This is a genomic window from Acinetobacter sp. V91_7 (genome assembly GCF_031799075.1).
Taxonomy (GTDB): domain Bacteria; phylum Pseudomonadota; class Gammaproteobacteria; order Pseudomonadales; family Moraxellaceae; genus Acinetobacter; species Acinetobacter calcoaceticus.
Genome location: NZ_JAVQNT010000029.1, coordinates 16811 through 41600, shown reverse-complemented (window position 1 = coordinate 41600; position 24790 = coordinate 16811). Strand labels below are relative to the sequence as shown.

The following is a 24790-nucleotide window of genomic DNA, read 5'->3' as shown; positions in this document are numbered from 1 at the left end:
TTTATGATGCAATTACGTCTTGGTTTAGTCCTTGCAGTTTCAGCCTTGAGTTTAGCTGGTTGTGGTCGCTTCGCAATTAATAATCACTCTTTAGATTATAAAAATGCCAAGCAACTTGCCCCGCTTGAGTATCCTGCCGATGCAACTGTACGACCAGCGACACCTTTGTATCCTGCCCCAACTGTAGACCAGCTCGCTATTGAGCATGCGCCTAAATTTGAAAACAAGCGTGGTAACCGTTTTGCATTGCCGCGTCCTGAAGAAACGCAGGGCGGCAACGCAACAGCAGATGCATCTGCTCAAACTAGTAGCGCGCTTGGACGCCCTCAGCTTGTGACCGACGGTAATAAAAACCCATTATTAAAAATTGATGGGAATACGACCGAGATCTGGCAATACGCCAAAGCGACATTAAGTACTTTAAATTACAACATCATCGCCCAAGGCAGCAATCAGGCGACGATTAAAGTAAATGACAATACTTATGTGCTTAAGCTGACTGGTGTTGGTTCTAGTCATACTCTTGCTCTATTTAATGTAGACAACACTTTTGCAAGTCCAGATGTGGCTGCTGAAGTGTTAAACCAGATTTACCAAAATTGGCCAGCCTAGTCGTTTACTAGGCATTTTTTTTAAAAAGGTTCCCTCATGTTAAAACAAACCTTGCTCTATACTGGTAAAGCAAAATCTGTATATGAAACAGACAATGCCGACCATCTGATTTTAGTCTTTCGTGATGATGCCTCTGCGTTCAACGGCGAAAAAATCGAACAGCTAGATCGTAAAGGCAAGGTGAACAACCTTTTTAACGCCTTCATCATGGAAAAACTTGCTGCTGCGGGTATTGAAACGCATTTTGAAAAATTGCTTTCTCCAACTGAAGTGCTTGTTAAAAAACTTCAAATGATTCCTGTTGAATGTGTAATTCGTAACTACGCAGCTGGTTCTCTATGCCGTCGTTTAGGTGTAGAAGAAGGTAAAGAGTTAACTCCTCCTACATTTGAATTGTTCTATAAAGATGACGGTCTAGGCGACCCAATGGTTAACGAATCTCAAGCGATTGCTTTAGGTTGGGCGACTGCTGAACAATTAGAGCAAATGAAAGTGTTAACTTACCAAGTAAACGATGTCTTAAAAGCATTATTTGCTGAAGGCAACATGATTTTGGTGGACTTCAAGCTTGAATTCGGTGTTTTCCATGACCGTATCGTGCTTGGTGATGAGTTCTCTCCAGACGGTTGCCGTCTATGGGATAAAGACTCTAAGAAGAAACTCGACAAAGACCGTTTCCGTCAAGGTTTAGGCGGTGTTGTTGAAGCTTATGAAGAAGTTGCTGCTCGTTTAGGTGTAGATTTATCTGACATCTAATCAGTCAAACTTCATGAAAAACCGGGTCTTAGCCCGGTTTTTTTACATTAAGTACTTTAGAAAATAAATAATGTAGACAGATTTGTCTATTAAAATAAATTAGCACTTGCACAAACCTAAATTTAAACACTAAAATCTAAAAAAACATTAAGTACTTCACAATAATTAAATTTAAAACTAGGGTAGACCTATGGAAATATCTAAGCTTGAAAAGAGATTAATGAATCATCCAATCCACTTTGGTGCAAATCCGTTGGTGTTATTAACGAACTTTAGCAGCTCAGCCTTAAAACAAGGCTGGACTCAGGCAGAAGTTGAATCAGTAATTTCCAAGGCTTCTCAAGGTGATTATATGGCGCTTATTCGTACCTTAAGAACCTACACCTTTACAACTTATTCTAACTAGTATGGCTGCATAATTTGCTACAAGCGCCCACCTTCCACCTCATGCTTATTTCTTGCAGACTCATAGCTTCCCTTTAATTCAGGCGGCAAATCGTCTTGTAGCACAAAGTGCTCTCAATCTTCCTTTGTATCTGGGTTGATTGCTCTTATTCATGCATTATTTTTGCTTCTTTGCTACCGCCGCATCATTCGATTTATAAAAAAACACATAAAGCTGTTAGGAATAGACTGGATTTATCCTGAACACTGCCTTAACAATAAATAAAAATTAGAAATATAAAATATTTATTCAGTGAGGAGTAAACCTGATGGATCATAAAGTAGAGGAAGAAAAAGTCGATCAAACCTTAAGTTGGCGTGAAAAAATAGCGGTTGAAGAACATGAGAAGCTGTCACCCCGTTTGGTCTATGAAATTATCCGTCGTGATGGTGCCGAGGAACTGGATCGCCCGACGGCTGCACTGATCTTTTCAGGGATTGCTGCAGGTTTGGTCATCAGTTTTTCATTTGTATTTAAAGCGATTATTGCTTCTTATCTCCCGACTGATGCGATTTGGACCGATTTAATTACTAATATCGGTTATACCATTGGGTTCCTGATCGCAATTTTGGGTCACATGCAGCTCTTTACTGAGAATACCATCACCACAGTTGTACCTTTATTCAAGCCCTTTACCTTCGATAAATTACGAGCAGTAGGCCGCTTATGGGGGATTGTGATTCTATGCAATGTGATTGGAACAGGTTTAGCGAGTTTATTTTTCCTAACTACTCACCTGTTTACTCCCGGTATTGACCAAGCACTCGATGAGCTAGCCCATCATGTAGGTTCCTTTTCTGCAACCCAGAATATGCTCAAAGGTATTATGTCAGGGCTATTAATTGCAGCATTGGTCTGGATGTTGCCCTCAGTCAGTAATAAATTCCTGCTCATCTTTTTCATGACTTATCTGATAGGACTAGGTGACTTTACCCATGTAGTGGTTGGCTCTACCGAAATGTCCTATCTCGTCTGGCAAGGAGAGGCTTCCATTAATGAATATCTGTTTACTTTCCTAGTCCCAACCACCATTGGCAATATTATTGGTGGTACAGGCGTGTTCACGCTACTGATTTATGGTCAGGTGACTGAAGAGCTGGAACAGCATGATCATCGTTAAGTGTAGCTTGATGCAACAAATAGGTTATTACTGTTCTTGCTGCCATCTACGTTGTTGCAAGCGCTCACCTTCAACTTCACGCTTGTTTCTCGCAGACTCGTAGAGTTTGGTTCCCTTTAACTCAGGCGGCAAATAGTCTTGCAGCACAAAGTGCTCAGGGTAATCGTGAGGATAGAGATAATTAATTCCATAACCCTGTTGCTTCATGAGCTTGGTTGGTGCATTTCTTAAATGTAAAGGCACAGGTAAATTTGCAGTCTTATCAGCAAGTTCCAAGGCCTTATTAATCGCTAAATAGGTACTATTACTTTTTGCACTTGTCGCTAAATAAACCGCCGTTTGGCCCAGAATAATTCGAGCCTCAGGCATACCCACCGCTTGTACAGAACGGAAGCACTCACCAGCAAGTAATAATGCATTTGGGTTAGAGTTTCCGATGTCTTCAGAAGCTGCAATCAACATACGTCTAGCAATAAAAACTGGATCTTCGCCACCTTTGAGCATACGTGCCATCCAATACAGGGTTGCATCTGGATCACTGCCCCGAATCGATTTAATGAAGGCAGAAACTAAATCGTAATGCTGTTCCCCAGATTTGTCATAACGTGCAATATTTTGCTGCGCTACTTTCACCACAACCGCATTAGTAATGGTATTTTCAATCTCTGGTTCAAATGTGCTGGCAATCAGGTCAAGTAAATTAAGCGCTTTACGGGCATCTCCTGCAGCGAATTGAATGAGAGCATCGTATTCTTCAATATGAATATAGCGTTCTTTTAAGAATTTATCGGCTTGAAGTGCATTATTAATGAGAGTCTGGATCGCCTCACTGTCTAAACTGTTTAAGGTATAAACCTGACAGCGTGATAAAAGCGCACTATTCACCTCAAAAGACGGGTTTTCGGTGGTCGCTCCAACTAAGGTAATTTTACCTTTCTCAACTGCACCCAATAAAGCATCTTGCTGTGATTTATTAAAACGATGAATTTCATCAATAAAAACCACAGGTGTTAGTAAATCACCACTTTCTGCAATGACTTCACGTAATTCTTTTACACCCGTATTAAGCGCAGATAAGCTCACAAATGGTCGGTCTATCGCCTGAGCCAACAGCAAAGCAATTGTTGTTTTACCAACCCCCGGTGGCCCCCAAAAAATAATAGAAGGTAAATGACCCTGATCAATCATTTGACGCAGTGGTGCATTCTCACCTAATAAATGATCTTGCCCAATAATTTCAGACAAGTCTCTCGGGCGTAGGCGTTCGGGAAGTGGAATATGGGTGTCTGACATTTCAAATAGCTTTATCGTCTTTTATCTATAGTCTATTGTGTCTCACAGAAATCTACAATTTGAATCTATGAGACACAGCCTTTATTTAGAGGCAGTTTTATCGCCTTAAGATGCTTTCTTAGTCAGCTTAAGTAAACGTGCCTTTGAACCATCTTCAATGACCCAAATTGAACCGTCTTGTGCTTCATGCAAACCACGAATACGTTGCTTCATATCTAGTCTTTGTACTTCTTTCACAGGTTTATGCTGTAAATCCACAACAATAATCGCTTCGGAAGATAAGCCTCCAATTAAAGCCTTATTTTGCCATGCCGGAAATTGCTGACCGTGATAAATGATCAAACTCGACGGAGAGATTACAGGAGTCCAGTCAATTTCAGGTGCTTTAAATTCTGGACGAGTATGATGATCTGGAATAGGTTGGCCCGAATAATGATCTCCATTTGAAACGATTGGATAACCATAATTTTCGCCTTTTTTAATAATATTGAGCTCATCACCGCCTTTCGGGCCCATTTCAACAACCCATAGTTGCACTTGAGGGTCAAATGCCATGCCTAACGGATTACGATGCCCAAGCGACCATATTTCAGCAGTTATCCCGCCTTGCTGATAAAAAGGGTTACCTACAGATGCCGAGCCGTCATCATTTAAACGCAAGATTTTACCCAAGTTACTTTTCATGTTTTGGGCAGGGTCAAACTTTTGTCGTTCACCTGAACTCACCCAAAGTTTTCCATCGGCCCCGAAAACCATGCGATGCCCATAATGGCCTTGTCCTGAAACTTTGGGTACTTGCTGCCAAATCTGCTTCACATCTGTAAGTTTAGGTTGATTGGGGTTAGACAAATCTAATTTCGCTCTTGAAATGGCTGCACCATACCCACCTTGCCCTTTTGTTGCATAGCTCAGATAAATCCAGTGGTTCTTCGCAAAGTTAGGATGTAAAGCTACATCACCCAAACCACCTTGCCCGCCATAACTCACTGGAGGGATTCCTGAAACATCCAACATTTGTTTATTCTTTGGATTAAAAATTTTTAATTTACCTTGGCGCTCCGTCACTAATAAACGCTGATCTGGCAAACTTGTTATTGCCCAAGGTTCATCAAAATGTGTAACTGTTTCAACCTGATAAGATTGTTTGACTGAATTAGATTGTTCTGTTTTAGCAGAGGTGTTTTGTTCAAGATTTTTTGAATTGGTATTATTAGAACCACAAGCCATTAACAAAAAAAAGCTACTACATAATAACGGGGCTGCTAGTCGTCTCATCATTTTTATCTCCTTTTGTTTTTATTGTTATATAACGGAGATGAGCAAAAAATTTACGATAAAAGTGTTACTTTATTATACGCTCTAATTAAAAATGCTTATGCAGATCTGCTTAACGTACCCAACGTACAACGTAATCTTCAAGATCATCTTCATGGACATCAACTTCAGAAATACAACGTCCTGCAACCGACTTTTTCGCATTCATCACGCTTTGTCGAGAACCCGTATTTAAATAGTGCCAAGAAGGTAAATTTTTTCCTTCATTCAAGCGTTTATAGGCACAGCTTGATGGCAACCAGTGAATTGTTTTTAAAGACTCTACCGTTAATTGCAAACAGTCAGGTACTTGCTGCTGACGATTTGGATAATCGGTACAACGTCCTGTATCACAATCGAGTAACTTACAAGCCACTTTGGTATAAGCCACCTCATGGGTATCTTCATCTTCTAGCTTTACCAGACAGCATAAACCACACCCGTCACATAAAGCCTCCCACTCAATTTGAGTCAGTTGCTCAAGCGTGTAATTTTTCCAAAACAATGGACGAAGTGAGGTCTCGGTAGACATAATTATTTAGCAGCAGATGAGATAAAACAGTATCTAAGTATAGCATTGAAGTGATCTGTACGAAAAAAGAAGCTGTATTCCTAACATCACAAAATGATTGTTTAATATACATTTCAACCACATAAACGACACATTCGGTGCAAAAAACACCCTATATAGTTAAAGGACAATGAAAAATAAGTAGGAGGACAGCATATGTTCCGTTGGGCAATAATTTTTGCAGTGATTGCACTCATTGCCAGTCTATTAGGGTTTGGTGGTGTTGCAGGGTTATCTAAAGACTTTGCCGTGATTTTATTAGTTATAGCTGTAATTCTTGCTGTAATTGGGTTCATTTCGCGAGGCAGGACTTAATTTAATCATGACCATATATAAAAAAGAAGGAACCAGTTTCCTTCTTTTTTTATTGCAATAAACTTTCTAACTTTTTCTTTTGATGTAGATTCTTACATAGTTATTTATATTACTTTATTTTTTTATGCTTTAATCAAGCGTGTTTAAATCTCTTTAAATTTCAGGATTAAGGTTATGAGTACAGCAATTAAAACCCGTGAAATTCAATATACTGCACCAGATGGCAGCCATTTAATTGGTTACTTCGCTGCTCCAGATAGTGAAACACCTGTTGCGGGTGTGATTGTTGCTCCTGAATGGTGGGGCCGTAACGAATATACCGAACAACGTGCGCGTGAGCTTGCTGAACATGGTTATGCTGCGCTTGCAATTGACATGTATGGTGATAAAAAAGTCACAACTACTGCAGCTCAAGCCTATGAATGGATGATGCAGACATTTGAAGAATTAGACACTGTCACTACTCGTGCAAATGCTGGACTTCAGACTCTTGCAGCCCAACCAGAAGTAAACGGTGAAAAACTTGCAGCTGTTGGCTTTTGTTATGGCGGGAAAGTGGTATTAGACCTTGCTCGCTCAGGTGCTCCCCTAAAAGCAGTTGCAACCTTCCATGGCACGCTAACACCTAAGGCACCTGCTCAAAAAGGCAACATTCAAGGTGAAATTTTAGTTCTTCATGGTGAATTAGACAGTATGGTCACCTTAGAAGATGTTGCTAATTTTGAAAAAGAGATGCAAGCTGCTGAGGTGAAACACGAGGTAGTGGTTTTAGAAGGTGCTAAACATGGCTTTAGTAACCCGCTTGCAGATGAAAGAGCTAAAGCGAACGGTGTAGACCTTGGCTACAATAGCGAAGCGGAAAAACAAGGCCTTGCTAAAATGTACGCTTTATTAGAACGTACTTTAAAATAAAAGAAGCGAATTTGGAGCAAATTGTTTATTTGCATTTGCTCCCTTAAATGTTTATGACTTTGCAATATTTTTACTGTATTTTTTAAACCATACTTCAATAACTATACTCCCGTTGAGCTAGAGCAAAGCCTAGTCTTATTTCCCGCACTCGGGGTTTAATGGAATAACATGAGAGGATACAACAATGACTGACAAGAAATGTCCGTATTGCGAATTTGATGAATATGACATCATTGATAAGAATGAATTTGCTGTAATTTTACCTGATTCTAATCCGTTGTCTAAAGGCCACTGTGTGGTAACACCACTACGCCATGTTCGTTCTTTTTTTGACATTACGTCTAAAGAGCATCAAGGCCTGCTTACACTTCTTGAAATTGCACGCCACGAAACGCAGCTTCGCCATCAACCAGACGGTTTCCATATTAGCTTCAATGATGGTGAAGTGTTCGGACAAAATTCAGATCATTTCCACATTCATGTCATTCCGTACTACAAAAACCAACCGTTGAAACTTGATCAGCGTTGGGGTGTACAAAAGGATTAATCCTTTTTTATTATTGAAACAGAGATCACGCTTTTTAAGGTCATCTCTGTTTTAACTGGTACTTGTACTTCGCCTGCTTTAAACAAAATTTCATCTAAATTTCAGCTATAATTTAACTCTTACTTTTCTTCTTTAGCTGTTCATGCCCGACTTTTCTTTTTCTGATGCCCTCTTAAACTGGTTCGATCAACATGGTCGTCATGATTTGCCGTGGCAAGTCGCAGATGATCCATACAAAGTCTGGGTTTCTGAAATTATGTTGCAGCAGACCCAAGTTAAAACGGTTCTGCAATATTTTGACCGCTTTATGGAGCGCTTCCCGACTGTAGAAGCTTTAGGTCATGCAACTTGGGATGAAGTAGCACCTTATTGGGCAGGTCTGGGTTATTACGCTCGAGCTCGTAATTTGCACAAGGCCGCAGGTCTTGTAACTCAGCAGGGAAAATTTCCTGAAACGCTAGAAGAATGGATTGCATTACCTGGCATTGGCCACTCTACCGCAGGTGCGCTCATGTCTTTGGGTTTACGTCAGTATGGCGTGATTATGGATGGCAACGTGAAACGTGTCTTAGCCCGTTTCTTTGCTATTGAGGATGATTTAAGTAAACCCCAACATGAACGTGAAATGTGGAAACTCGCTGAAGCGCTTTGCCCAACCCAGCGTAACCATGATTACACTCAAGCAATTATGGACCTAGGTGCGACCATTTGTACGCCTAAAAAACCACTCTGTTTATATTGTCCAATGCAAGCACATTGCCAAGCTTACCAACAAGGCCTAGAACAAGAACTCCCATTTAAAAAACCTAAAAAAACACCACCCGTTAGAACAGCAGATGTTCTTATCATTCAGTGTGAAGATGAATGGTTCTGGCAACAACGACAATCTCATGGTTTATGGGGCGGTTTATTCTGTTTACCAATTTTAGAAATTGAACACGAACGTCTTAGCTTAAGTCAGCAATTTAAATTGCAACCTCAACCGCAAACCTTTCAGATCAGTCATAGTTTCACTCATTTTACGTGGTTACTTAATGCTCACACGTTCCACGTGGAACCTGATCAAAAAGAACATCTGGCGATTGAACTCGAAGGACAATGGCTCAGTCCAGAACAAGCTGTTGCCAAAGGCGTTCCAACAGCGATGAAAAAATTGATCTCGACAAGCCGTTCATGACATATTGAGTAAAATAATTTTGATATGGCAGTGACAGGGAGTATTTTGTGCGACGTTTTGTTTCTCATTTCTCACTTGGTTTTTTAATTCTTCTATTGGCTGCCTGTGCCAGTGCACCTAAAAAACCAGCCCCACTCCCACCAGCTCAAGTCAGCAAGCTTAAAAGTATGCAACTCGCAAATCGACTTCCTGTGCCTGTGAAAGGTGTCGACCGAAATGAGTTAAAAGATACGTGGGGAGCTGCACGCAGTCAGGGCCGTAGTCATGAAGGAATTGATATTTTGGCTCCACGTGGAACCAAAGTGTACAGTGCAACCGAAGGGCTTGTTGCAGATCTGCGCAATAATAATCTCGGTGGTAAAGTCATCTGGATTTTAGGTCCAGCAGGAACATGGCATTATTATGCTCACCTTGATGGTCACAAACGTGGACTAAATGTCGGTGACTATGTCAAAAAAGGTGATCTGATCGGCTATGTCGGCAACACGGGCAATGCACGTTATACTTCACCTCATTTGCATTATGGTCTTTATCTAGATGGTAAAGGGCGTGGTGCTATTAACCCTTATTCTTATTTACGCTAGGAACATTGTATGTCGGAAGCGCTGATCAATCGCTTAGTAGAGTTTGCCGAGTCAGGCAATCAGCAAAGGATCATTTTAAATGGCAATAGCTATCAAGGCTGGATCATGGAAATCAGCGACGATGCCCTGCTAATCAGTACCGGTTTTTCAGATAAAGTGGGCAAAGACTTTTGGCTAAATTTTGAAGACTTAACTCAAGCTGAACTGTATTATTGGGATACGCGCCCAAATGAATGGGTGTTATTTAAACTTTAAAATTCTAAGATAAATATAAGGAGCATCATCATGAAAACTCAACGCTGCGGATGGTGTTCCAATGATCCCCTCTATATTGCCTATCATGATGAAGAATGGGGTAAACCAGAACATGATGAAGCACGATTATTTGAGATGCTTTGTCTGGAAGGTCAGCAAGCAGGATTATCTTGGATTACCGTACTCAAAAAAAGAGAAAGTTACCGAGAGCACTTCTTTAATCACCCAATTGCAGATATTGCCTCATTCACAGATGACTTTTTAGAACTAAAATTATCCGATGCGGGTTTAATTCGCCACTTAGGCAAACTTAAAGCAATTCGTGATAATGCAATTGCTTGGCAAGCACTCAAAGCACAAGTCGGTGATGTCACTACATGGCTTTGGCAATTTGTAGATGCGGCCCCACAACAAAACGATGTTGTAGATTATCGTCAGGCACCAGCACAAACCGAACTCAGCGTAAAACTTTCCAAAACTCTTAAAAAGAATGGCTTCAAATTCGTTGGCCCAACCACCTGTTATGCTTTTATGCAAGCAGTAGGCATGGTCAATGATCATGAAAACAATTGTCAATTTAAAGCTTCATAACCCACCATAACGGATCAAACCCGCTTAAGGAGTTTCCGATGAGCAATAATACAATTCAAGCTTATGCCGCTATGCAGGCAGGTGAAAAACTGGTTCCTTACCAATTTGATGCAGGTGAATTACAACCGCATCAGGTTGAAGTAAAAGTTGAATACTGTGGTTTATGCCATTCTGATATTTCTGTTCTAAATAATGAATGGCGTTCAACTGTGTACCCTGTTGTTGCAGGCCATGAAATTATTGGACGAATTGTTGCTTTAGGCTCAGAAGCCAAAGGTTTACAAATTGGACAACGTGTAGGCATTGGCTGGACAGCGGAGAGCTGCCAAGCATGTGATGAATGTATTGGTGGTCAGCAAGTCCTTTGTACGGGTGAAAATGTTGTAACCATCGTCGGGCATGCTGGTGGTTTTGCCGATAAAGTACGTGCAGGCTGGCAGTGGATTATTCCCCTCCCCGATGATTTAGACCCAGAAAGTGCAGGTCCTTTACTTTGTGGCGGAATTACTGTTTTTGATCCGCTACTCAAACACAAAATTCAGGCAACACACCATGTAGGTGTGATTGGCATTGGCGGTTTAGGCCATATAGCCATTAAGCTACTTAAAGCTTGGGGCTGTGAAATCACGGCATTCAGTTCCAACCCTGATAAAACTGAAGAGCTCAAAGCAATGGGCGCCGATCATGTGGTGAATAGCCGCGATACAGAGGCTGTAAAAGCTCAAAAAGGTAAATTCGATTTATTGCTGAGTACCGTAAATGTGACTCTAAATTGGCCTGCTTTTATTGCAACACTGGCACCAAACGGAACCTTACATTTCTTAGGCCTTACGCTTGAACCCGTTCCTGTTTCTGTAGGTTCACTTATTGGTGGTGCTAAGTCAGTAACAGGCTCCCCTACAGGTTCACCTGCTGCACTGCGACAACTGTTAAAGTTTGCTGCACGCAAAAAAATTGCCCCTCAAATTGAGCTGTTTCCAATGTCAGAGCTTAATGAAGCAATTGAACGTTTACACTCAGGTCAGGCACGTTATCGAATTGTGCTTAAAGCAGACTTTGCAGAATAAAACTAATTTACTGTTTTCATCTGTTGTCGCGACCATTCCGCCAAGTCACTAATTGCTTGGCGGACATCTGCTGTTAATTCATGACCCGCGTTTAACCGAATGAAATGCCGATAACGTTCATCTTCACCAAAAACATGACCGGGAACCACAGTAATTCCCTGGGCTTTCGCAGTGTAATACAGCGCTAATGTATCGACGCCCTTAGGTAACTGTATCCAGAGTGCATAGCCGCCTTCTGGTTGACTCAATGCGATTGGAATTCCTTCAAAGGCTCTTAAAATACAGCTGCGGTATTGCTCAACTTGCCGCATCAGATTTGGTCGTAGCTGCTCTAAATGCTCTCGATAACCACGGCTATAAATAAAATCAGCTAAGCCTAATTGTAGCGGTGTATTTACGCCAATATTGCTTGCCAGTAGCTCTAGTCTTAAATGCTGTAGCTTTGCACTTAGACAAAACCACCCTACCCGATATGCACTCGACAGTGACTTAGAAACCGACCCACACCAAATGACATAGCCCTCATGGTCCCAATAGCGAATCGGCAGCGGGCGTTCATTACTGTAACCACATTCACCAAAAATATCGTCTTCAATAATAAAGCACTGATACTTTGCAGCTAATTCAGCAATCTTTTGTTTTTCTGAATTACTTAAACAATATCCTAAAGGATTTTGATAATTGGCTGTCATGAGGCAAACCTTTGCCAAACCCTGCTGCATTAATGACTCTAAACGCTCAAGATCAATGCCACGATGATGCGCAGGAATTTCAATAATCTGCCGTTTTAAACTGGCTAAAAGCTGTAGTTGCCCATTGAAAGTAGGTGTCGGAATCAAAATACTATCCCCTACTTCTGTTAGATGCTGAATGACTAACGACAAAGCGGGGATGCAACCATTGGTAATGAAAATATCTTCTGCTGCGATAAAAATGCCATCTTCACGCCAATGATCAGAAAGCGCTTTTCTTAATTGCTCATGTCCTTGTTTATTACAGTAGAGAAAGTCTTGTGGCTGACAATTTTTTAAAGCACGTTGAATAGAACGGCGTAAGCCTTCTACTGGAATAAAATGTGGCGTCAACTGGATCGAACCCAACGGTACGAGATGGCTTTGTAAGGCGGCCTCTTGAATTTGGTTATGCAACTCCAGATTTGAGACTTGCCGAGGTAAAGACAAAAAATCGGGGCTATCAGGAATAGGACTAGATTGGGTTCTGGCAACCACAAAGTAACCCGATTTCGGCTTTACATAAATGAGCCCCCTCGCCTCGAGTAACTCATAGCAACTTTTTGCCGTGCTTAAGCTAATACTGTGCTGACGAGCAAAATCTCGTAAAGAAATCAGCTTCTGATGGGGCTTGAGCTCATCTTGATAAATACGATGTGCTAATTGATTGGCAAGAACCTGATATTGGAAAGTCATTCTGTGCTGCTTTTTTAAAAATTTCTGTATCTGTACTGGTTTATAGAACACCTTTACGCTATATAAATCAACTCAAAGAGTAGCAAGATCATGAAATTAAAAGCTATATTATTATTTGCTATTGTTTTAGCAGGTTGCCAACCACAACCAAAAAACGAACAGTACAGACATACCGTTTGCCAAAGTCTGATTGAGGGTTATTTAAAAATGACCAATCAACAAGACTACAAATTGGAGCAGCGCACTGATGATGAGACCAGTACGATTTCTCATTATCAATATAAGCGTAATAGCTCAAATGAAGTTGTGATGGTGAACTCGACCTATTCCAAATTATATTTTAGTTGCCGCCAACAGCAAAAAAGCTATTTTCTGGCACAGCATTCATCAGAAGGACAAACCACTCCACTTCTAGAGGTTCATTTTCCAACTGATGGCTATGCTACTTTTAGAGAGCGTTTTTAAAGCCATCTTTTAATTGTTCTGCCAAAAACTCAATGAATAAACGGATTCGTTTTGGTAGATGCTCTTGTTGATAATACACAGCATGGATGCTTTGATATTGATGTTCAATTTGATCTTCAAATAATGCAATCAATCGCCCTTCTTCAATATCTTTCCAAACTTCAAATTCAGATAGCCGTGCAATGCCATGACCTCTAATGGTGAGTTGACGTACCGTCTCTCCACTGGAAGCTTTAATTTTTGCTTGTGCGAAAAAATATTCATCGCCGACTTTAATCGGCCAACTATTAATATAGGCAGGTCTGGTAAAACCAATCAGATCATGTTGTTCGAGTTCTTCTGGTTGTGTCGGAGTACCCTTAATCGCCAAATAATCCGGACTTGCAACAATAAATAAGCGACTTTTACAAACTAGTTTGGCATGTAGGCTCGAATCATTGAGCTCCCCAAACCGAAATGCCACATCAGTTTTATGTTGCAGCAAGTCAATCACCTGATCATTGCTATTTAACTCAATTTCAATATCTGGATAGCACTCACGAAACTTATGCATTAATGGTGCAATCACGTGTAAAACAAACGGAGTAGCCGAATCAATACGAATGAGTCCTGCCGTACCCTGATCAGATTTTTGTAGTTCTTCTTCAGCCGCATTCAGCTCATTTAAGATTTTACGGGCCTTTACCAAAAACTGTTGCCCTTCTTGAGTCAGTTTTAACTTACGTGTCGTTCGCTCTAACAAGGTCACATCTAACTTAGTCTCTAAGCGTGTTAAAGAGCGGCTTACCCCTGAAGGCGTTTGTTTTAAATGCTCTGCGGCAGCTACAAATGAGCCTGTATCAATAATTGTGATAAAGGCAACAAGTTCTTCAATTGTTGATTTCATGGCTTATTCTATTATTGACTAATCATCAAAGATATTTTGCTTATTCATCTATTTTTTCGCAACAATAATCCAAGCAAAATGCACCTCAAGTTAAACAATTATTTAAATTCAGGTGAACACATGAATATCCCACGTTTTGGTCTAGGAACTTTCCGTCTAAAAGAACAAGCGGTGATTGATTCTGTTAAAAATGCTTTAGATGTAGGTTACCTTGCAATTGATACTGCTCAAATTTATGACAATGAAGCAGCGATTGGTCAAGCCATTGCCGAAAGCGGTATATCACGTCAGGATTTATTTTTAACCACAAAAATCTGGGTAGATAATTTTGCTCAAGATAAATTTATTCCAAGCTTAAAAGAAAGCTTACAAAAGCTTCGCACTGACCATGTCGATTTAACGTTGATTCACTGGCCAGCACCGGACTTAGGCGTTTCGATTCCTGAAATCATGCAGCTTTTACTTGAGGCAAAGCAACAAGGCCTTACTAAACAAATTGGTATCTCAAACTTCAATATTGAGCTTACCCAACAAGCAATTGACACAATTGGTGCAGAGCATATTGCAACTAATCAGATTGAGCTAAGCCCTTATCTTCAAAACCACAAACTTGTGAACTTCTTACAAGAGAAGAATATTGATGTCACTTCATATATGACGCTTGCGTACGGCAAAGTGCTTCAAGACCCAGTTCTAGCTAAAATTGCAGCAGCTCATCAAGCAACAACGGCGCAAATTGCACTGGCATGGGCATTGCAACGTGGTTTTGCAGTCATTCCATCTTCGACTAAACGTGAAAACCTGATGAGCAATTTAAAAGCACAGGATATCGAGTTAACTTCAGCTGAAATGCAAATGATTGCCGAACTTGATCGTAACAGTCGTGAAGTTAGCCCAGAGCCATGGGCACCAGTTTGGGACTAAACTCATGAACACTCAATCAAATACGGCGTTCTCGTTATTGGCATTGGCGATTGGTGCCTTTGCCATTGGTACCACTGAATTCTCACCAATGGGATTGTTGCCGAATATCGCTAATGATTTAGGGATTTCAATTCCAACAGCCGGAATGTTAATTACGGGCTATGCACTTGGCGTAATGCTAGGTGCCCCGTTCATGACCCTGTGGTTCGGTGGTTTTGCACGACGAAATGCGCTTATTTTTCTGATGGCGATCTTTACAGTCGGTAACCTGATCGCAGCATTTTCACCAAGCTATATGAGCTTACTAGGTGCACGTCTCATCACCAGCCTTAACCACGGTGCCTTCTTCGGGATAGGTTCAGTTGTAGCAGCAAGCATTGTGCCCGCACATAAACAAGCCAGTGCTGTAGCAACCATGTTTATGGGCCTAACCATTGCCAATATTGGTGGTGTGCCTTTGGCAACATGGGTTGGGCAAAACATTGGCTGGCGTATGTCTTTCCTTGCTATTTCGTTGCTTGGTGTTATTACCATGCTCGCTTTATGGAAAGCCCTCCCACAAGGTATGGTTGCCAAAAAACCAAATGTGAAAGCTGAGTTGAAAGTGTTAACGCGCACTCCTGTAATACTTGCGTTGCTCACCACCGTACTCGGTGCGGGTGCAATGTTTACGCTCTATACCTATATTGCGCCAAGTTTGACTGAGTTTACCCATGCTTCACCGACCTTCATTACTTTTATGCTGATGCTGATTGGTGTCGGTTTCTCGATTGGTAACCATTTAGGTGGACGTTTTGCAGATTTGTCCATCAACAAAACCCTGATTGGTTTCTTGGTTCTGTTGATTGTGATGATGGTGACTTTTCCGATTCTTGCACAAAGTCAGATTGGGGCAGCCATTGCTTTAGTGATCTGGGGTGCAGCAACCTTTGCTTTAGTGCCTCCATTACAAATGCGTGTAATGTCCGTCGCTCACGAAGCACCAGGCCTTGCCTCTTCAGTAAATATCGGTGCGTTTAACCTAGGTAACGCAGTAGGAGCAGCAGCAGGCGCATTAGTACTCGATTTAGGTTGGGGTTATAGCGCAGTATCATTTGCTGGTGCATTACTGGCGGGGTTAGCGTTGTTATTGGTTTTATTCCAAATCAAACGCGGGAGCAGCCCTGCCCAAGCGTTACAGCAGTGTTCAGATTAATAAAAAAAGCGCCTGATTTCAGGCGCTTTTTTTAAACTTATTTATTTTAAAATATCTGGTAGTTTCGGTTGTTCATAAATCGGACTGGTCACTTCGCGCTTCATTTTAAGCAACATCTGATAAGGCTGCTGTTGAACAAACATATTCACAAAACTTAATGGAATTGCACCAGCAGGATCAGCATAACCACTGGTGGTTACTTTCACTTTATTATTTGCAAGTTTCTGGAATGTCCAGTCCCCTTCATAGCGTGTTAAGCGCACCACATCGGGTTGTATCGGATAATTTCCGCTAATTGCAGTATTTTTAATTGTCACAACGCCATTTGCAGCCTTGCTCATTTTCCCTTTTACAACGACATCACGATCTTTCAAAGGAAATGGAAAATCCAATACCATATACAGTGTGAACTCACCTTTTTTCTCATCTTGAGACAACATTTCAACTTTGCCCATATAAGGCACCCACTGATCGGCACGATTCACATCTAAAATCACGGCGACAGCGCGTTCGAGTGGCACATCAAATGTCGTTTCTGCTTTATATTGAAAGACTGGATTATCAGTCTTCTGATAGGTCCAGACTTTAATATTATTGCGGTCTAAGCTTAATTTAGCTTTTTCTGTAGAAGCAGCCCCCGTCCAGAGGCTACTTAAACAAAGAAGAGTGGTCAGGGCAATTTGTTTTTTATTCATGTTCTGCTCTATCTTTTTTTTCTCGCTACACATGGAATACGTACAGGGTTTTAAACCTGTACGTCGTTCAATCCTAAAACATCTTTCATGTCATATTTACGCGCTTCACGGCCCACAACCCATGCCGCAGCTCGCACTGCACCAGCAGCAAAGTTCATACGGTTAGTTGCTTTATGAGTCACTTCAACACGCTCACCTTCACCAATGAACATGACAGTGTGTTCACCAACAATATCACCACCACGGATAGTTTCAAAACCAATTGTTTGACGGTCACGTGGGCCTGTATGCCCTTCACGCCCATAAACAGCAACTTCTTTTAAGTTACGGCCCAAAGTATCTGCAATCGCTTCACCCATCATTAATGCTGTACCTGACGGCGCATCTACTTTATGACGGTGATGAGCTTCAATCACTTCAATATCTACTGTATCGCCAAATACTTTTGCTGCAAGCTCAAGTAACTTGATTGATACATTTACACCTACTGAATAGTTCGCAGCGTAAACCACAGGTGTATGAGTGGCAACTTCGTCTAACTCAGCTTTTTGTTCATCTGACATACCTGTTGTACCAATGACCATGGCAACCCCAGCTTCACGGCAAAGCTTCAAATGCTGAGCAGTCGCAACTGGTGCTGTAAAATCAATAATTACATCGCAGTCTTTCAGAACATCTGCCAAACTTCCTGAAACCTTCACACCCACTGAACCAATACCAGCAAGCTCACCAGCGTCAGTGCCTACCAAACTACTTTCCGGACGCTCTACCGCAGCAGCTAATTGATAGCCTGCCTGTTGAACTGCTTGAATAAGCGTACGGCCCATACGACCGCCTGCACCTAAAATACCAATGCGTGGAGCTGCTGACATAATCCTTCTCAATCTTCTGTTTTACGTAATTTGTCTACTATATCAAAACTCTTTGCTCACGATAAAAAGTAAAAATTATTTTTTAAGATCAGCTGAAATTTAATCTGTTTTCACAAAAGTTAAAGAATTGATCGGCACACTACTCAGCCACGAATGAAAAAAAGATGACTATAAGGAGTTCAGCATGCATTCGAGAGTTATTGGCTTCACAGCGATGATGGGGATTATGAGTTCAGTGGCATTTGCAGAGCCTGCAATCCAGCCAGGAGACACATTAGAAAGCTTATCTAAAGCACGCATTACGACTAACGTAAATACTCAAACAGCAACGCCTACAGCTCAAATTAGCGTAGTAACCGATGCCAATACCGACGTTAAAGTTGAAGATATTGACCCGATTATTGGCGAAACAACGGCAGAAACACCAAAAGTAGCCCTACAGGCAGAAGCAGTAGCCGCACCAGTTATCGAAAATGCGCCTACTCTCGCTTCTAGTGAACCTACTGTAAGTGTTGACGACATTGATGTGGCTCACCCTACAGAGTAAGCAGAAGTAATTTTCTTTTAAGCAGAATAAAAATAATAAAATGAATCAGCGCAATAAAAAGGCGGATATTTTATCAATATCCGCCTTCTTTTTAATTTCTTATCTAATCAAGCATTAATCGAACAAACGATCAAAGAATGATTTTTTCTTTGGTGAAGAAGCACTGTCTTCTCCATCAAAAGAAGCTTGCAACTCTTTAAGTAATTCACGTTGGCGAGCATTCAAGTTCACCGGTGTTTCTATCACAATACGGCAGAGTAAATCACCTACCATGCTGCTACGTACTGGACGAACGCCTTTACCACGTAAACGGAATAATTTGCCTGTTTGAGTTCCCTCAGGAATCTTCAAGCTAACACGACCTTCCAAAGTTGGAATTTCAATTTCTTTACCAAGTGCAGCATCAGCAATGCTAACAGGTACATCCATATAAAGGTCGGCGCCATCACGTTGGAAAATTTCGTGTTCGCGAACAACCACTTCAACGTATAAATCACCTGATTGGCCATCACGAATTGCTTCGCCTTTGCCACTCAAACGTACGCGGTCACCATTATCCACACCCGCTGGAATTGTAACTTCCAACGTTTGCTGGCGATCAGCTACACCAGAACCATGACATGCCTGACAAGGGTTTTTAATAATTTTACCTTGGCCACGACAAGTACCACATGTTTGTTGTACAGAGAAGAAACCTTGCTGCATACGCACTTGTCCTGAACCATGACAAGTTTTACAAGTTTCAACATCTTTTGGATTTTTTGAACCTTTACCATCACACACATCACATGGTGCAGGAGCAGTAAAGGTAATGGTTTTTTTCACCCCTTTTACAGCTTCTTCAAGGGTAAGTTCCATTACATAGCGTAAATCTGATCCGCGACGTTGACGCTGTTGACGTCCACCACCACCGAATGCACCACCAAAGATATCACCGAACTGGCTAAAAATATCTTCTGCACTAAATCCGCCAAAGCCGCCACCACCGCCGCCAAAGCCACCTTCGAACGCATTATGACCCATGCGATCGTACATGCTACGCTTTTCGCTATCCGATAAAACTTCATAAGCTTCTGAAGCTTCTTTAAATTTCTCTTCAGCATCGGCATTGTCAGGGTTTCTATCAGGATGATATTTCATCGCCAATTTACGGTAGGCTTTTTTGATCTCATCATCACTTGCGGTTTTTGAAACGCCTAAAACCTCATAATAATCACGTTTAGCCATTTTTGGCGGTGCTCCTCACGGAATTTTATCAATACTCTATTGCCGACTAAATGGGGGGCTTTAGCCGAATTTACAAGGGGGAAATGTTCAAAAAATAGATATATTAAAAAACTGCCTTATTTTTTAGATATTTAGACACGCCTTTTAACCATGCATTTAAAAGAAATAACCACGCAATCGCGCTAAAAACGACACCAGCAACCGTAGAGGCCGTTACCCAAAGGTTACTATCCCACGCAAAAAAGAACAGCGGAATAAACCAGACCACAGCAAAAATTGCCATAAAAAGAAATAGAATTCCATTACGCATAATCCATAGCGCATGCGCATGAATCCAGACTTCTGCATTATCTACAGCCGCTACTTTACGAGCAACCAAATAAGCAAAGGCTGCAAAAATAACCGTAAACAATGCAAGAAACATAAACGTATAAGAAATTACAATATAACGGCGATGCTGTTCGATATGGTCTTGCCCCATCTGTATTTCACCTCAATTCGCTGCATTTTGCCTATTTTTTATGCAACGAAATATTCCTGTATTTTTTGTGTAAAGACAGGTGCTACTATATTGGAGTTTTCAATATTTCGCACCTTTATTCACAAAAAATTTATGTATTTTATGCGGTTTTTTTCACCTTAAACCATGCTGCGTAGAGCGCAGGTAAGAAAAATAATGTTAGTAAAGTGGCAACAATCAATCCACCCATGATCGCAACTGCCATCGGACCAAAGAAAATACTCCGCGAAAGTGGAATCATGGCCAGAACCGCGGCCAAAGCAGTCAAAATAATCGGACGGAATCGACGTACGGTAGCCTCAATAATCGCTTCCCATGTTGGATGCCCTGCCTGCCTGTCTTGTTCAATTTGATCAATCAAGATAAGCGAGTTACGCATGATCATGCCAGAGAGTGCAATTGTGCCTAACATGGCCACAAAGCCAAATGGTTTGTTAAATAACAGTAAGAATAAAACCACACCAATTAAACCTAGTGGAGCTGTTAACAACACAATAGTCGCGCGAGATAAGCTCTTAAGCTGAATCATCAGTAATGTCATGACAACTGCTAAAAACAGTGGCATACCCGCATTAACGGAATTTTGCCCACGCGCAGATTCTTCTACGGTTCCACCCACCTCAATAAGATAACCACTTGGTAATTCAGCACGTAACTTATCCATTGATTCTGCTAACTCTCCCACCACTGTAGCGGGCTGTAGTTGAGATCGAACGTCTGCACGTACGGTAATTGTTGGTAAGCGGTTACGGTGCCAGATTAAGCCATCCTCAAACTTATACTCAATTTTAGCAATCTGGGCTAAAGGCACAGTCGTTCCATTTGTCGTTGGTACAGCTAAACTTGCCAGTGAAGCCACTTCAACTCGCTCTGCCTGATCACCACGTAAACGGATTTCAATGAGTTCACGCTTTTCACGATATTGCTCAATCGCACTACCTGTAATTGATGCATTAATGAAGTTCGCTAAATCCAGACTAGAGACACCCATTTGTCGAGCACGATCTTGGTCAATTTGAATTGAAATAATCTTACTCGGCTCACCCCAATCTAAATGCACATTGGTGGTATTCGGATTTTCGCTCATCACTTTAGCGACTTTCTGTGCTTCTTGACGTACCAGATTTTGATCTTCACCCGACACACGATATTGCAATGGATAACCAACAGGTGGGCCATTTTCCAGTAATGACACGCGAGTACGAACTTGCGGAAGTAGTTGCTTAATTTGTGTTTCTAACGAGCGTCGAATTTCATCACGATCATCAAGTGATGATGCGAGTACAACAAACTGCGCAAAACTGGCTTGTGGCAGTTGCTGGTCTAACGGTAAATAAAAACGTGGTGAACCTGTACCTACATAGGCCACATAGTTATCAATACCTTTTTGTTTAGACAGGAATTTTTCAACCTTTTTCACAGCTTGTTCTGTCGCTGTTAAAGAAGCGCCTTCTTCAAGTTTTAAATCAACTAAAATCTCGGCACGGTTCGATGGTGGGAAAAACTGCTGAGGAACGATCTTAAACATCAATACAGACAGTACAAAAATACCCACCGTCGTCGCAATTACGGTTTTACGGTAAGTCACACAGAACTCGACCATCTTTCTAAAACGTAAATAGAAGCTAGATTGGTAAGGATCGTAGTGATGGTCCTGTGAAATGACCACAGTTTGCGGTTGCGGTTTTTTAGTTAATCTTGCCCATAAACGGACATACCAAGGTGCCTGATGGCCTATTTTGGTAAAGTCGGGTAATAGCTTTTCACCTAAATAAGGTACGAATAAAACTGCTGCAACCCAAGACACCAATAAGGCAATCGTCACCACCTGAAAGATAGAACGTGTGTATTCACCTGTACCAGACTGAGCCGTCGCGATCGGTAAGAAACCAGCCGCGGTAATCAGTGTTCCAGTGAGCATCGGAAATGCTGTTGTTTTCCACGCAAATCCGGCGGCTTTAATCCGGCTATACCCCTGCTCCATCTTAATTGCCATCATCTCGACGGCAATAATGGCATCATCGACTAACAGACCTAGCGCCAGAATCAAGGCACCCAGTGAAATCTTATGCAGGCCGACATCGAATAAATTCATACCCGCAAAGGTCATTGCTAAAACTAAAGGAATAGAAAAAGCGACAACCAATCCTGTACGGAAACCTAAAGAGAAAAAACTCACTAACAAGACAATAATAACTGCTTCAGCGAGTACCTTTATAAACTCATGAATACTGCGCTGCACTGCTACAGGTTGGTCAGAAACTTTTTGGAGTTTCATGCCTAAAGGTAGTGTCTTTTGCAATTGGGCAAATTCTGTGTCGAGATTTTTACCTAAGGCAATAATGTCACCGCCCTTACGCATCGATAAAGCAATACCAATCCCATTTTCACCCATGAAACGCATACGTGGCTGAGCGGGCTGACTAAAACCACGATAGACATCAGCGACATCTCCGAGTTGAATGGTTTTATCGCCTACCAGTAACGGCATTTTCTTAATTTCATCAATGTTTTGTAAATGACCACTTACGCGAATCTGAATGCGGTCTGTGCCTGTTTCAAAAAAACCTGCACTTGCCATACTATTTTGCTTTTGTAAGGCCTCTTGAATCGCAGTCACTGGAATACCGAGCTGTACTGCTTTGGTGTTAGAAATCTCAATCCAGATTTTTTGATCTTGCAGACCAATTAATTCGACCTTACTGACATCCTTGACCCGTTGAAGCTGTAATTGCAAACGATCTGCATATTCTTTTAGAAGTGCATAGTCAAAGTCTTTGCCTGTCAGCACATAAATATTGCCGAAAGTATCGCCAAATTCGTCATTGAAAAATGGACCTTGTACGCCGTTTGGTAGTTCATGGCGTATATCATTGACCTTCTTACGAACGTTGTACCAAACATCGGGAATCTTGTCAGAAGTAAGTGAATCCTTGGCCACAAAAGTGACTAGTGACTCGCCTGGACGGGAGTAAGCCATAATCTTGTCATACTGCCCTGTTGTCATGAGTTCCTTTTCGATACGGTCCGTAACTAAAGTAGAAACTTCTTTGGCAGTCGCCCCAGGCCAGTAGGTCTGTACCACCATGACCTTAAAGGTAAAGGGTGGATCTTCACTTTGTGATAATTTTGAATAAGAAATCGCACCGATAATGCCAAGCAACAGCATAAAATAAAGGACGATGCCTTTATTATTTAATGCCCATTCCGAGAGATTGAATTTCATGGCTGGGTTGCTCCCTGAATTTTCACCCCACGGTTTTCACGGTCAATCGGGTGAATCTTCTGTTTATCACGTAGCAAATGTACGCCGCCAATCACAACCCAATCATTTGGGGCTAAGCCAGATAATACCGGCACACTATCTTTTCCATATGCACCAATCGTTACAGGTACTTTACGCAATGTCTGATTCGCATTAACGACCCATACGTAAGGTTGATTATCTGTTGCTGAGACACTCGAAAGTGGCACACTCATCACATTGGTTTGAGTCGAGCTAAAAAATACGCGTGCACTTTGTCCAAGCTGAATAACAGATTGACCTTCTTTGAGTGCAACCTTGACCGTAAATGTACGAGACTGATCAGCCGCGGGAGAAACTTCACGTACATAACCAGCAAATCGATCATTCGGTTTAGACCATAAAGTGACCCAAGCTGCCTGACCAACCTTGATCTCGGCAACTGCTTGTTCTGGTACGCCAATGACAACTTCACGCTCTCCATCAATTGCCAGTTGATAAGCGGCTTGACCCGCTGCAACCACTTGTCCAATTTCAATGTTTCGCGCAGTAATCACTCCGTTTTTATTAGAAATGAGTTGGTTATATCCTGTCTGATTAGCAGAAACTTCATAGTTAGAACGAGCTTGTTGTAACGCTGCTTGTGCCGAGTCATATTGATTTTTTACCGTATCGTATTGCGAACGGCTAACCGCATTAATTGGCAGTAATTGCTGAAAACGTTTTAACTCATCTGATGCCGTTTTTGCTGCTGCCTGTGCATTGTCCAGTTGGGCTTTAGCAGCATTTAACTGTAGCTGAGCATCTGCCACGTCAAGCTTTGCTAAAACTTGTCCAACCTTAACTCGGTCACCGACGTCCACGTAACGTGCCGTAACTTGCCCACCGACTCGAAACGCTAAAGCCGTTTGTTGTCTGGCTTGCACATCCCCTGCATAGCTTTTTTGTTCATTGAGTGTGGTCAAGGGTTGAGCCACCATCACATAGGGTATTTCTTCTGTTTTGGGGGCCTCTTTACTGCACCCCATTAATGTGACCGTACAAACAATCACCATACTCATGATGAGAGGTTTTAACAGATTCATATCTTATCGCTCTTATTCAAACTGATTTTTTAAGGCACAATATGTTTGCATCATAAATTGTTTGTTTTTTAATTAATATACCCACGGGTATACTAATTAAAGAAAAACTTATAAATCGCTATTTTTTTAAATTTTTATTAGAGG

The 24790-nt window shown here is 41.5% G+C and carries 27 protein-coding genes and 1 pseudogene; 16 read left to right on the top strand and 12 right to left on the bottom strand.

The window, feature by feature from the left end; all coding sequences use genetic code 11:
* The first annotated feature begins 6 nt into the window (after nt 1-6).
* The 3 genes from RMB03_RS04695 to RMB03_RS04685 all read left to right on the top strand — a co-directional run bounded on the left by RMB03_RS04695 (nt 7) and on the right by RMB03_RS04685 (nt 1774).
* The gene (locus tag RMB03_RS04695) at nt 7-612 is read left to right on the top strand and encodes a lipoprotein-34 precursor (NlpB) (protein ID WP_311074554.1); all 606 of its coding nucleotides are present in this window, start codon (nt 7-9) and stop codon (nt 610-612) included.
* A gap of 36 nt (nt 613-648) precedes the next feature.
* On the top strand, nt 649-1368 hold the full coding sequence (gene purC, locus RMB03_RS04690; RefSeq protein WP_003654255.1) for a phosphoribosylaminoimidazolesuccinocarboxamide synthase: 720 nt from the start codon (nt 649-651) through the stop codon (nt 1366-1368).
* Between the two features lie 190 nt (nt 1369-1558).
* On the top strand, nt 1559-1774 hold the full coding sequence (locus tag RMB03_RS04685; RefSeq protein WP_311074280.1) for a hypothetical protein: 216 nt from the start codon (nt 1559-1561) through the stop codon (nt 1772-1774).
* Nucleotides 1775-1791: 17 nt separating this feature from the next.
* On the opposite strand, the pseudogene RMB03_RS21050 reads toward RMB03_RS04685, so the two are convergent.
* Nucleotides 1792-1887, bottom strand: a pseudogene (locus RMB03_RS21050) (hypothetical protein); the annotation flags it as partial.
* A 194-nt stretch (nt 1888-2081) separates the two neighbouring features.
* On the opposite strand from RMB03_RS21050, the gene RMB03_RS04680 reads away from it, so the two are divergent.
* Nucleotides 2082-2933, top strand: coding sequence for a formate/nitrite transporter family protein (locus RMB03_RS04680; protein WP_005037846.1), 852 nt, complete (start codon nt 2082-2084; stop codon nt 2931-2933).
* 27 nt (nt 2934-2960) lie between these two features.
* On the opposite strand, the gene RMB03_RS04675 is transcribed toward RMB03_RS04680, so the two are convergent.
* From RMB03_RS04675 to RMB03_RS04665, 3 genes are all read right to left on the bottom strand, one after another.
* Nucleotides 2961-4226, bottom strand: coding sequence for a replication-associated recombination protein A (locus RMB03_RS04675; RefSeq protein WP_003654262.1), 1266 nt, complete (start codon nt 4224-4226; stop codon nt 2961-2963).
* 105 nt (nt 4227-4331) lie between these two features.
* Complete coding sequence (locus RMB03_RS04670) at nt 4332-5504, bottom strand: PQQ-dependent sugar dehydrogenase (RefSeq protein ID WP_311074276.1); 1173 nt, start codon at nt 5502-5504, stop codon at nt 4332-4334.
* Between the two features lie 109 nt (nt 5505-5613).
* Nucleotides 5614-6072: a YcgN family cysteine cluster protein gene (locus tag RMB03_RS04665; protein ID WP_311074275.1), complete on the bottom strand. Its 459-nt coding sequence runs from the start codon at nt 6070-6072 to the stop codon at nt 5614-5616.
* Nucleotides 6073-6267: 195 nt separating this feature from the next.
* Between RMB03_RS04665 and RMB03_RS04660 the strand changes: the two genes are divergently transcribed.
* From RMB03_RS04660 to RMB03_RS04625, 8 genes are all read left to right on the top strand, one after another.
* Complete coding sequence (locus RMB03_RS04660) at nt 6268-6426, top strand: DUF1328 domain-containing protein (protein ID WP_000490267.1); 159 nt, start codon at nt 6268-6270, stop codon at nt 6424-6426.
* A 174-nt stretch (nt 6427-6600) separates the two neighbouring features.
* A complete protein-coding gene (locus RMB03_RS04655) occupies nt 6601-7338 on the top strand; it encodes a dienelactone hydrolase family protein (RefSeq protein WP_080028042.1) in 738 nt (245 codons plus the stop codon).
* Between the two features lie 184 nt (nt 7339-7522).
* Complete coding sequence (locus RMB03_RS04650) at nt 7523-7885, top strand: HIT family protein (protein WP_005037836.1); 363 nt, start codon at nt 7523-7525, stop codon at nt 7883-7885.
* 142 nt (nt 7886-8027) lie between these two features.
* Nucleotides 8028-9062: an A/G-specific adenine glycosylase gene (mutY, locus tag RMB03_RS04645; RefSeq protein WP_311074270.1), complete on the top strand. Its 1035-nt coding sequence runs from the start codon at nt 8028-8030 to the stop codon at nt 9060-9062.
* 47 nt (nt 9063-9109) lie between these two features.
* Entirely contained in the window at nt 9110-9646 is a 537-nt protein-coding gene (locus tag RMB03_RS04640) for a M23 family metallopeptidase (protein WP_017391108.1), read from the top strand.
* 9 nt (nt 9647-9655) lie between these two features.
* Entirely contained in the window at nt 9656-9901 is a 246-nt protein-coding gene (locus tag RMB03_RS04635) for a hypothetical protein (protein ID WP_311074268.1), read from the top strand.
* A gap of 30 nt (nt 9902-9931) precedes the next feature.
* Nucleotides 9932-10492 carry a DNA-3-methyladenine glycosylase I gene (locus tag RMB03_RS04630; RefSeq protein WP_045434035.1) on the top strand — a complete coding sequence of 187 codons (561 nt, stop codon included), beginning with the start codon at nt 9932-9934 and terminating at the stop codon, nt 10490-10492.
* 38 nt (nt 10493-10530) lie between these two features.
* Nucleotides 10531-11559, top strand: a complete 1029-nt coding sequence (locus RMB03_RS04625) for an NAD(P)-dependent alcohol dehydrogenase (protein WP_311074266.1) — start codon at nt 10531-10533, stop codon at nt 11557-11559.
* A gap of 2 nt (nt 11560-11561) precedes the next feature.
* On the opposite strand, the gene RMB03_RS04620 is transcribed toward RMB03_RS04625, so the two are convergent.
* Nucleotides 11562-12986: a PLP-dependent aminotransferase family protein gene (locus RMB03_RS04620; protein WP_311074264.1), complete on the bottom strand. Its 1425-nt coding sequence runs from the start codon at nt 12984-12986 to the stop codon at nt 11562-11564.
* A gap of 90 nt (nt 12987-13076) precedes the next feature.
* On the opposite strand from RMB03_RS04620, the gene RMB03_RS04610 reads away from it, so the two are divergent.
* Entirely contained in the window at nt 13077-13451 is a 375-nt protein-coding gene (locus RMB03_RS04610; protein ID WP_311074262.1) for a hypothetical protein, read from the top strand.
* Here RMB03_RS04610 and RMB03_RS04605 read toward each other — a convergent pair.
* The gene (locus RMB03_RS04605; RefSeq protein WP_311074260.1) at nt 13435-14337 is read right to left on the bottom strand and encodes a LysR family transcriptional regulator; all 903 of its coding nucleotides are present in this window, start codon (nt 14335-14337) and stop codon (nt 13435-13437) included. The genes RMB03_RS04610 and RMB03_RS04605 overlap by 17 nt on opposite strands.
* 120 nt (nt 14338-14457) lie before the next feature.
* Between RMB03_RS04605 and dkgB the strand changes: the two genes are divergently transcribed.
* A complete protein-coding gene (dkgB, locus tag RMB03_RS04600; RefSeq protein ID WP_311074258.1) occupies nt 14458-15261 on the top strand; it encodes a 2,5-didehydrogluconate reductase DkgB in 804 nt (267 codons plus the stop codon).
* 4 nt (nt 15262-15265) lie between these two features.
* On the top strand, nt 15266-16456 hold the full coding sequence (locus RMB03_RS04595) for an MFS transporter (protein WP_311074255.1): 1191 nt from the start codon (nt 15266-15268) through the stop codon (nt 16454-16456).
* A gap of 41 nt (nt 16457-16497) precedes the next feature.
* On the opposite strand, the gene RMB03_RS04590 is transcribed toward RMB03_RS04595, so the two are convergent.
* Both RMB03_RS04590 and dapB read right to left on the bottom strand, forming a co-directional pair.
* Nucleotides 16498-17151 carry an START domain-containing protein gene (locus RMB03_RS04590; RefSeq protein ID WP_005037811.1) on the bottom strand — a complete coding sequence of 218 codons (654 nt, stop codon included), beginning with the start codon at nt 17149-17151 and terminating at the stop codon, nt 16498-16500.
* A gap of 50 nt (nt 17152-17201) precedes the next feature.
* Complete coding sequence (gene dapB / locus RMB03_RS04585; protein ID WP_056481932.1) at nt 17202-18023, bottom strand: 4-hydroxy-tetrahydrodipicolinate reductase; 822 nt, start codon at nt 18021-18023, stop codon at nt 17202-17204.
* A 184-nt stretch (nt 18024-18207) separates the two neighbouring features.
* Between dapB and RMB03_RS04580 the strand changes: the two genes are divergently transcribed.
* Nucleotides 18208-18570, top strand: a complete 363-nt coding sequence (locus tag RMB03_RS04580; RefSeq protein ID WP_311074251.1) for a hypothetical protein — start codon at nt 18208-18210, stop codon at nt 18568-18570.
* Nucleotides 18571-18684: 114 nt separating this feature from the next.
* Here the strand turns inward: RMB03_RS04580 and dnaJ are convergent, their stop codons facing one another.
* The 4 genes from dnaJ to RMB03_RS04560 form a co-directional block, all read right to left on the bottom strand.
* Nucleotides 18685-19797, bottom strand: a complete 1113-nt coding sequence (gene dnaJ, locus RMB03_RS04575; RefSeq protein WP_005037805.1) for a molecular chaperone DnaJ — start codon at nt 19795-19797, stop codon at nt 18685-18687.
* Nucleotides 19798-19900: 103 nt separating this feature from the next.
* On the bottom strand, nt 19901-20278 hold the full coding sequence (locus tag RMB03_RS04570; RefSeq protein ID WP_005037803.1) for a hypothetical protein: 378 nt from the start codon (nt 20276-20278) through the stop codon (nt 19901-19903).
* Between the two features lie 139 nt (nt 20279-20417).
* Nucleotides 20418-23543, bottom strand: coding sequence for an efflux RND transporter permease subunit (locus RMB03_RS04565; protein ID WP_311074247.1), 3126 nt, complete (start codon nt 23541-23543; stop codon nt 20418-20420).
* A complete protein-coding gene (locus tag RMB03_RS04560; RefSeq protein ID WP_005037799.1) occupies nt 23540-24646 on the bottom strand; it encodes an efflux RND transporter periplasmic adaptor subunit in 1107 nt (368 codons plus the stop codon). Before RMB03_RS04560 ends, RMB03_RS04565 begins: the two co-directional genes overlap by 4 nt.
* Nucleotides 24647-24790 lie beyond the last annotated feature (144 nt).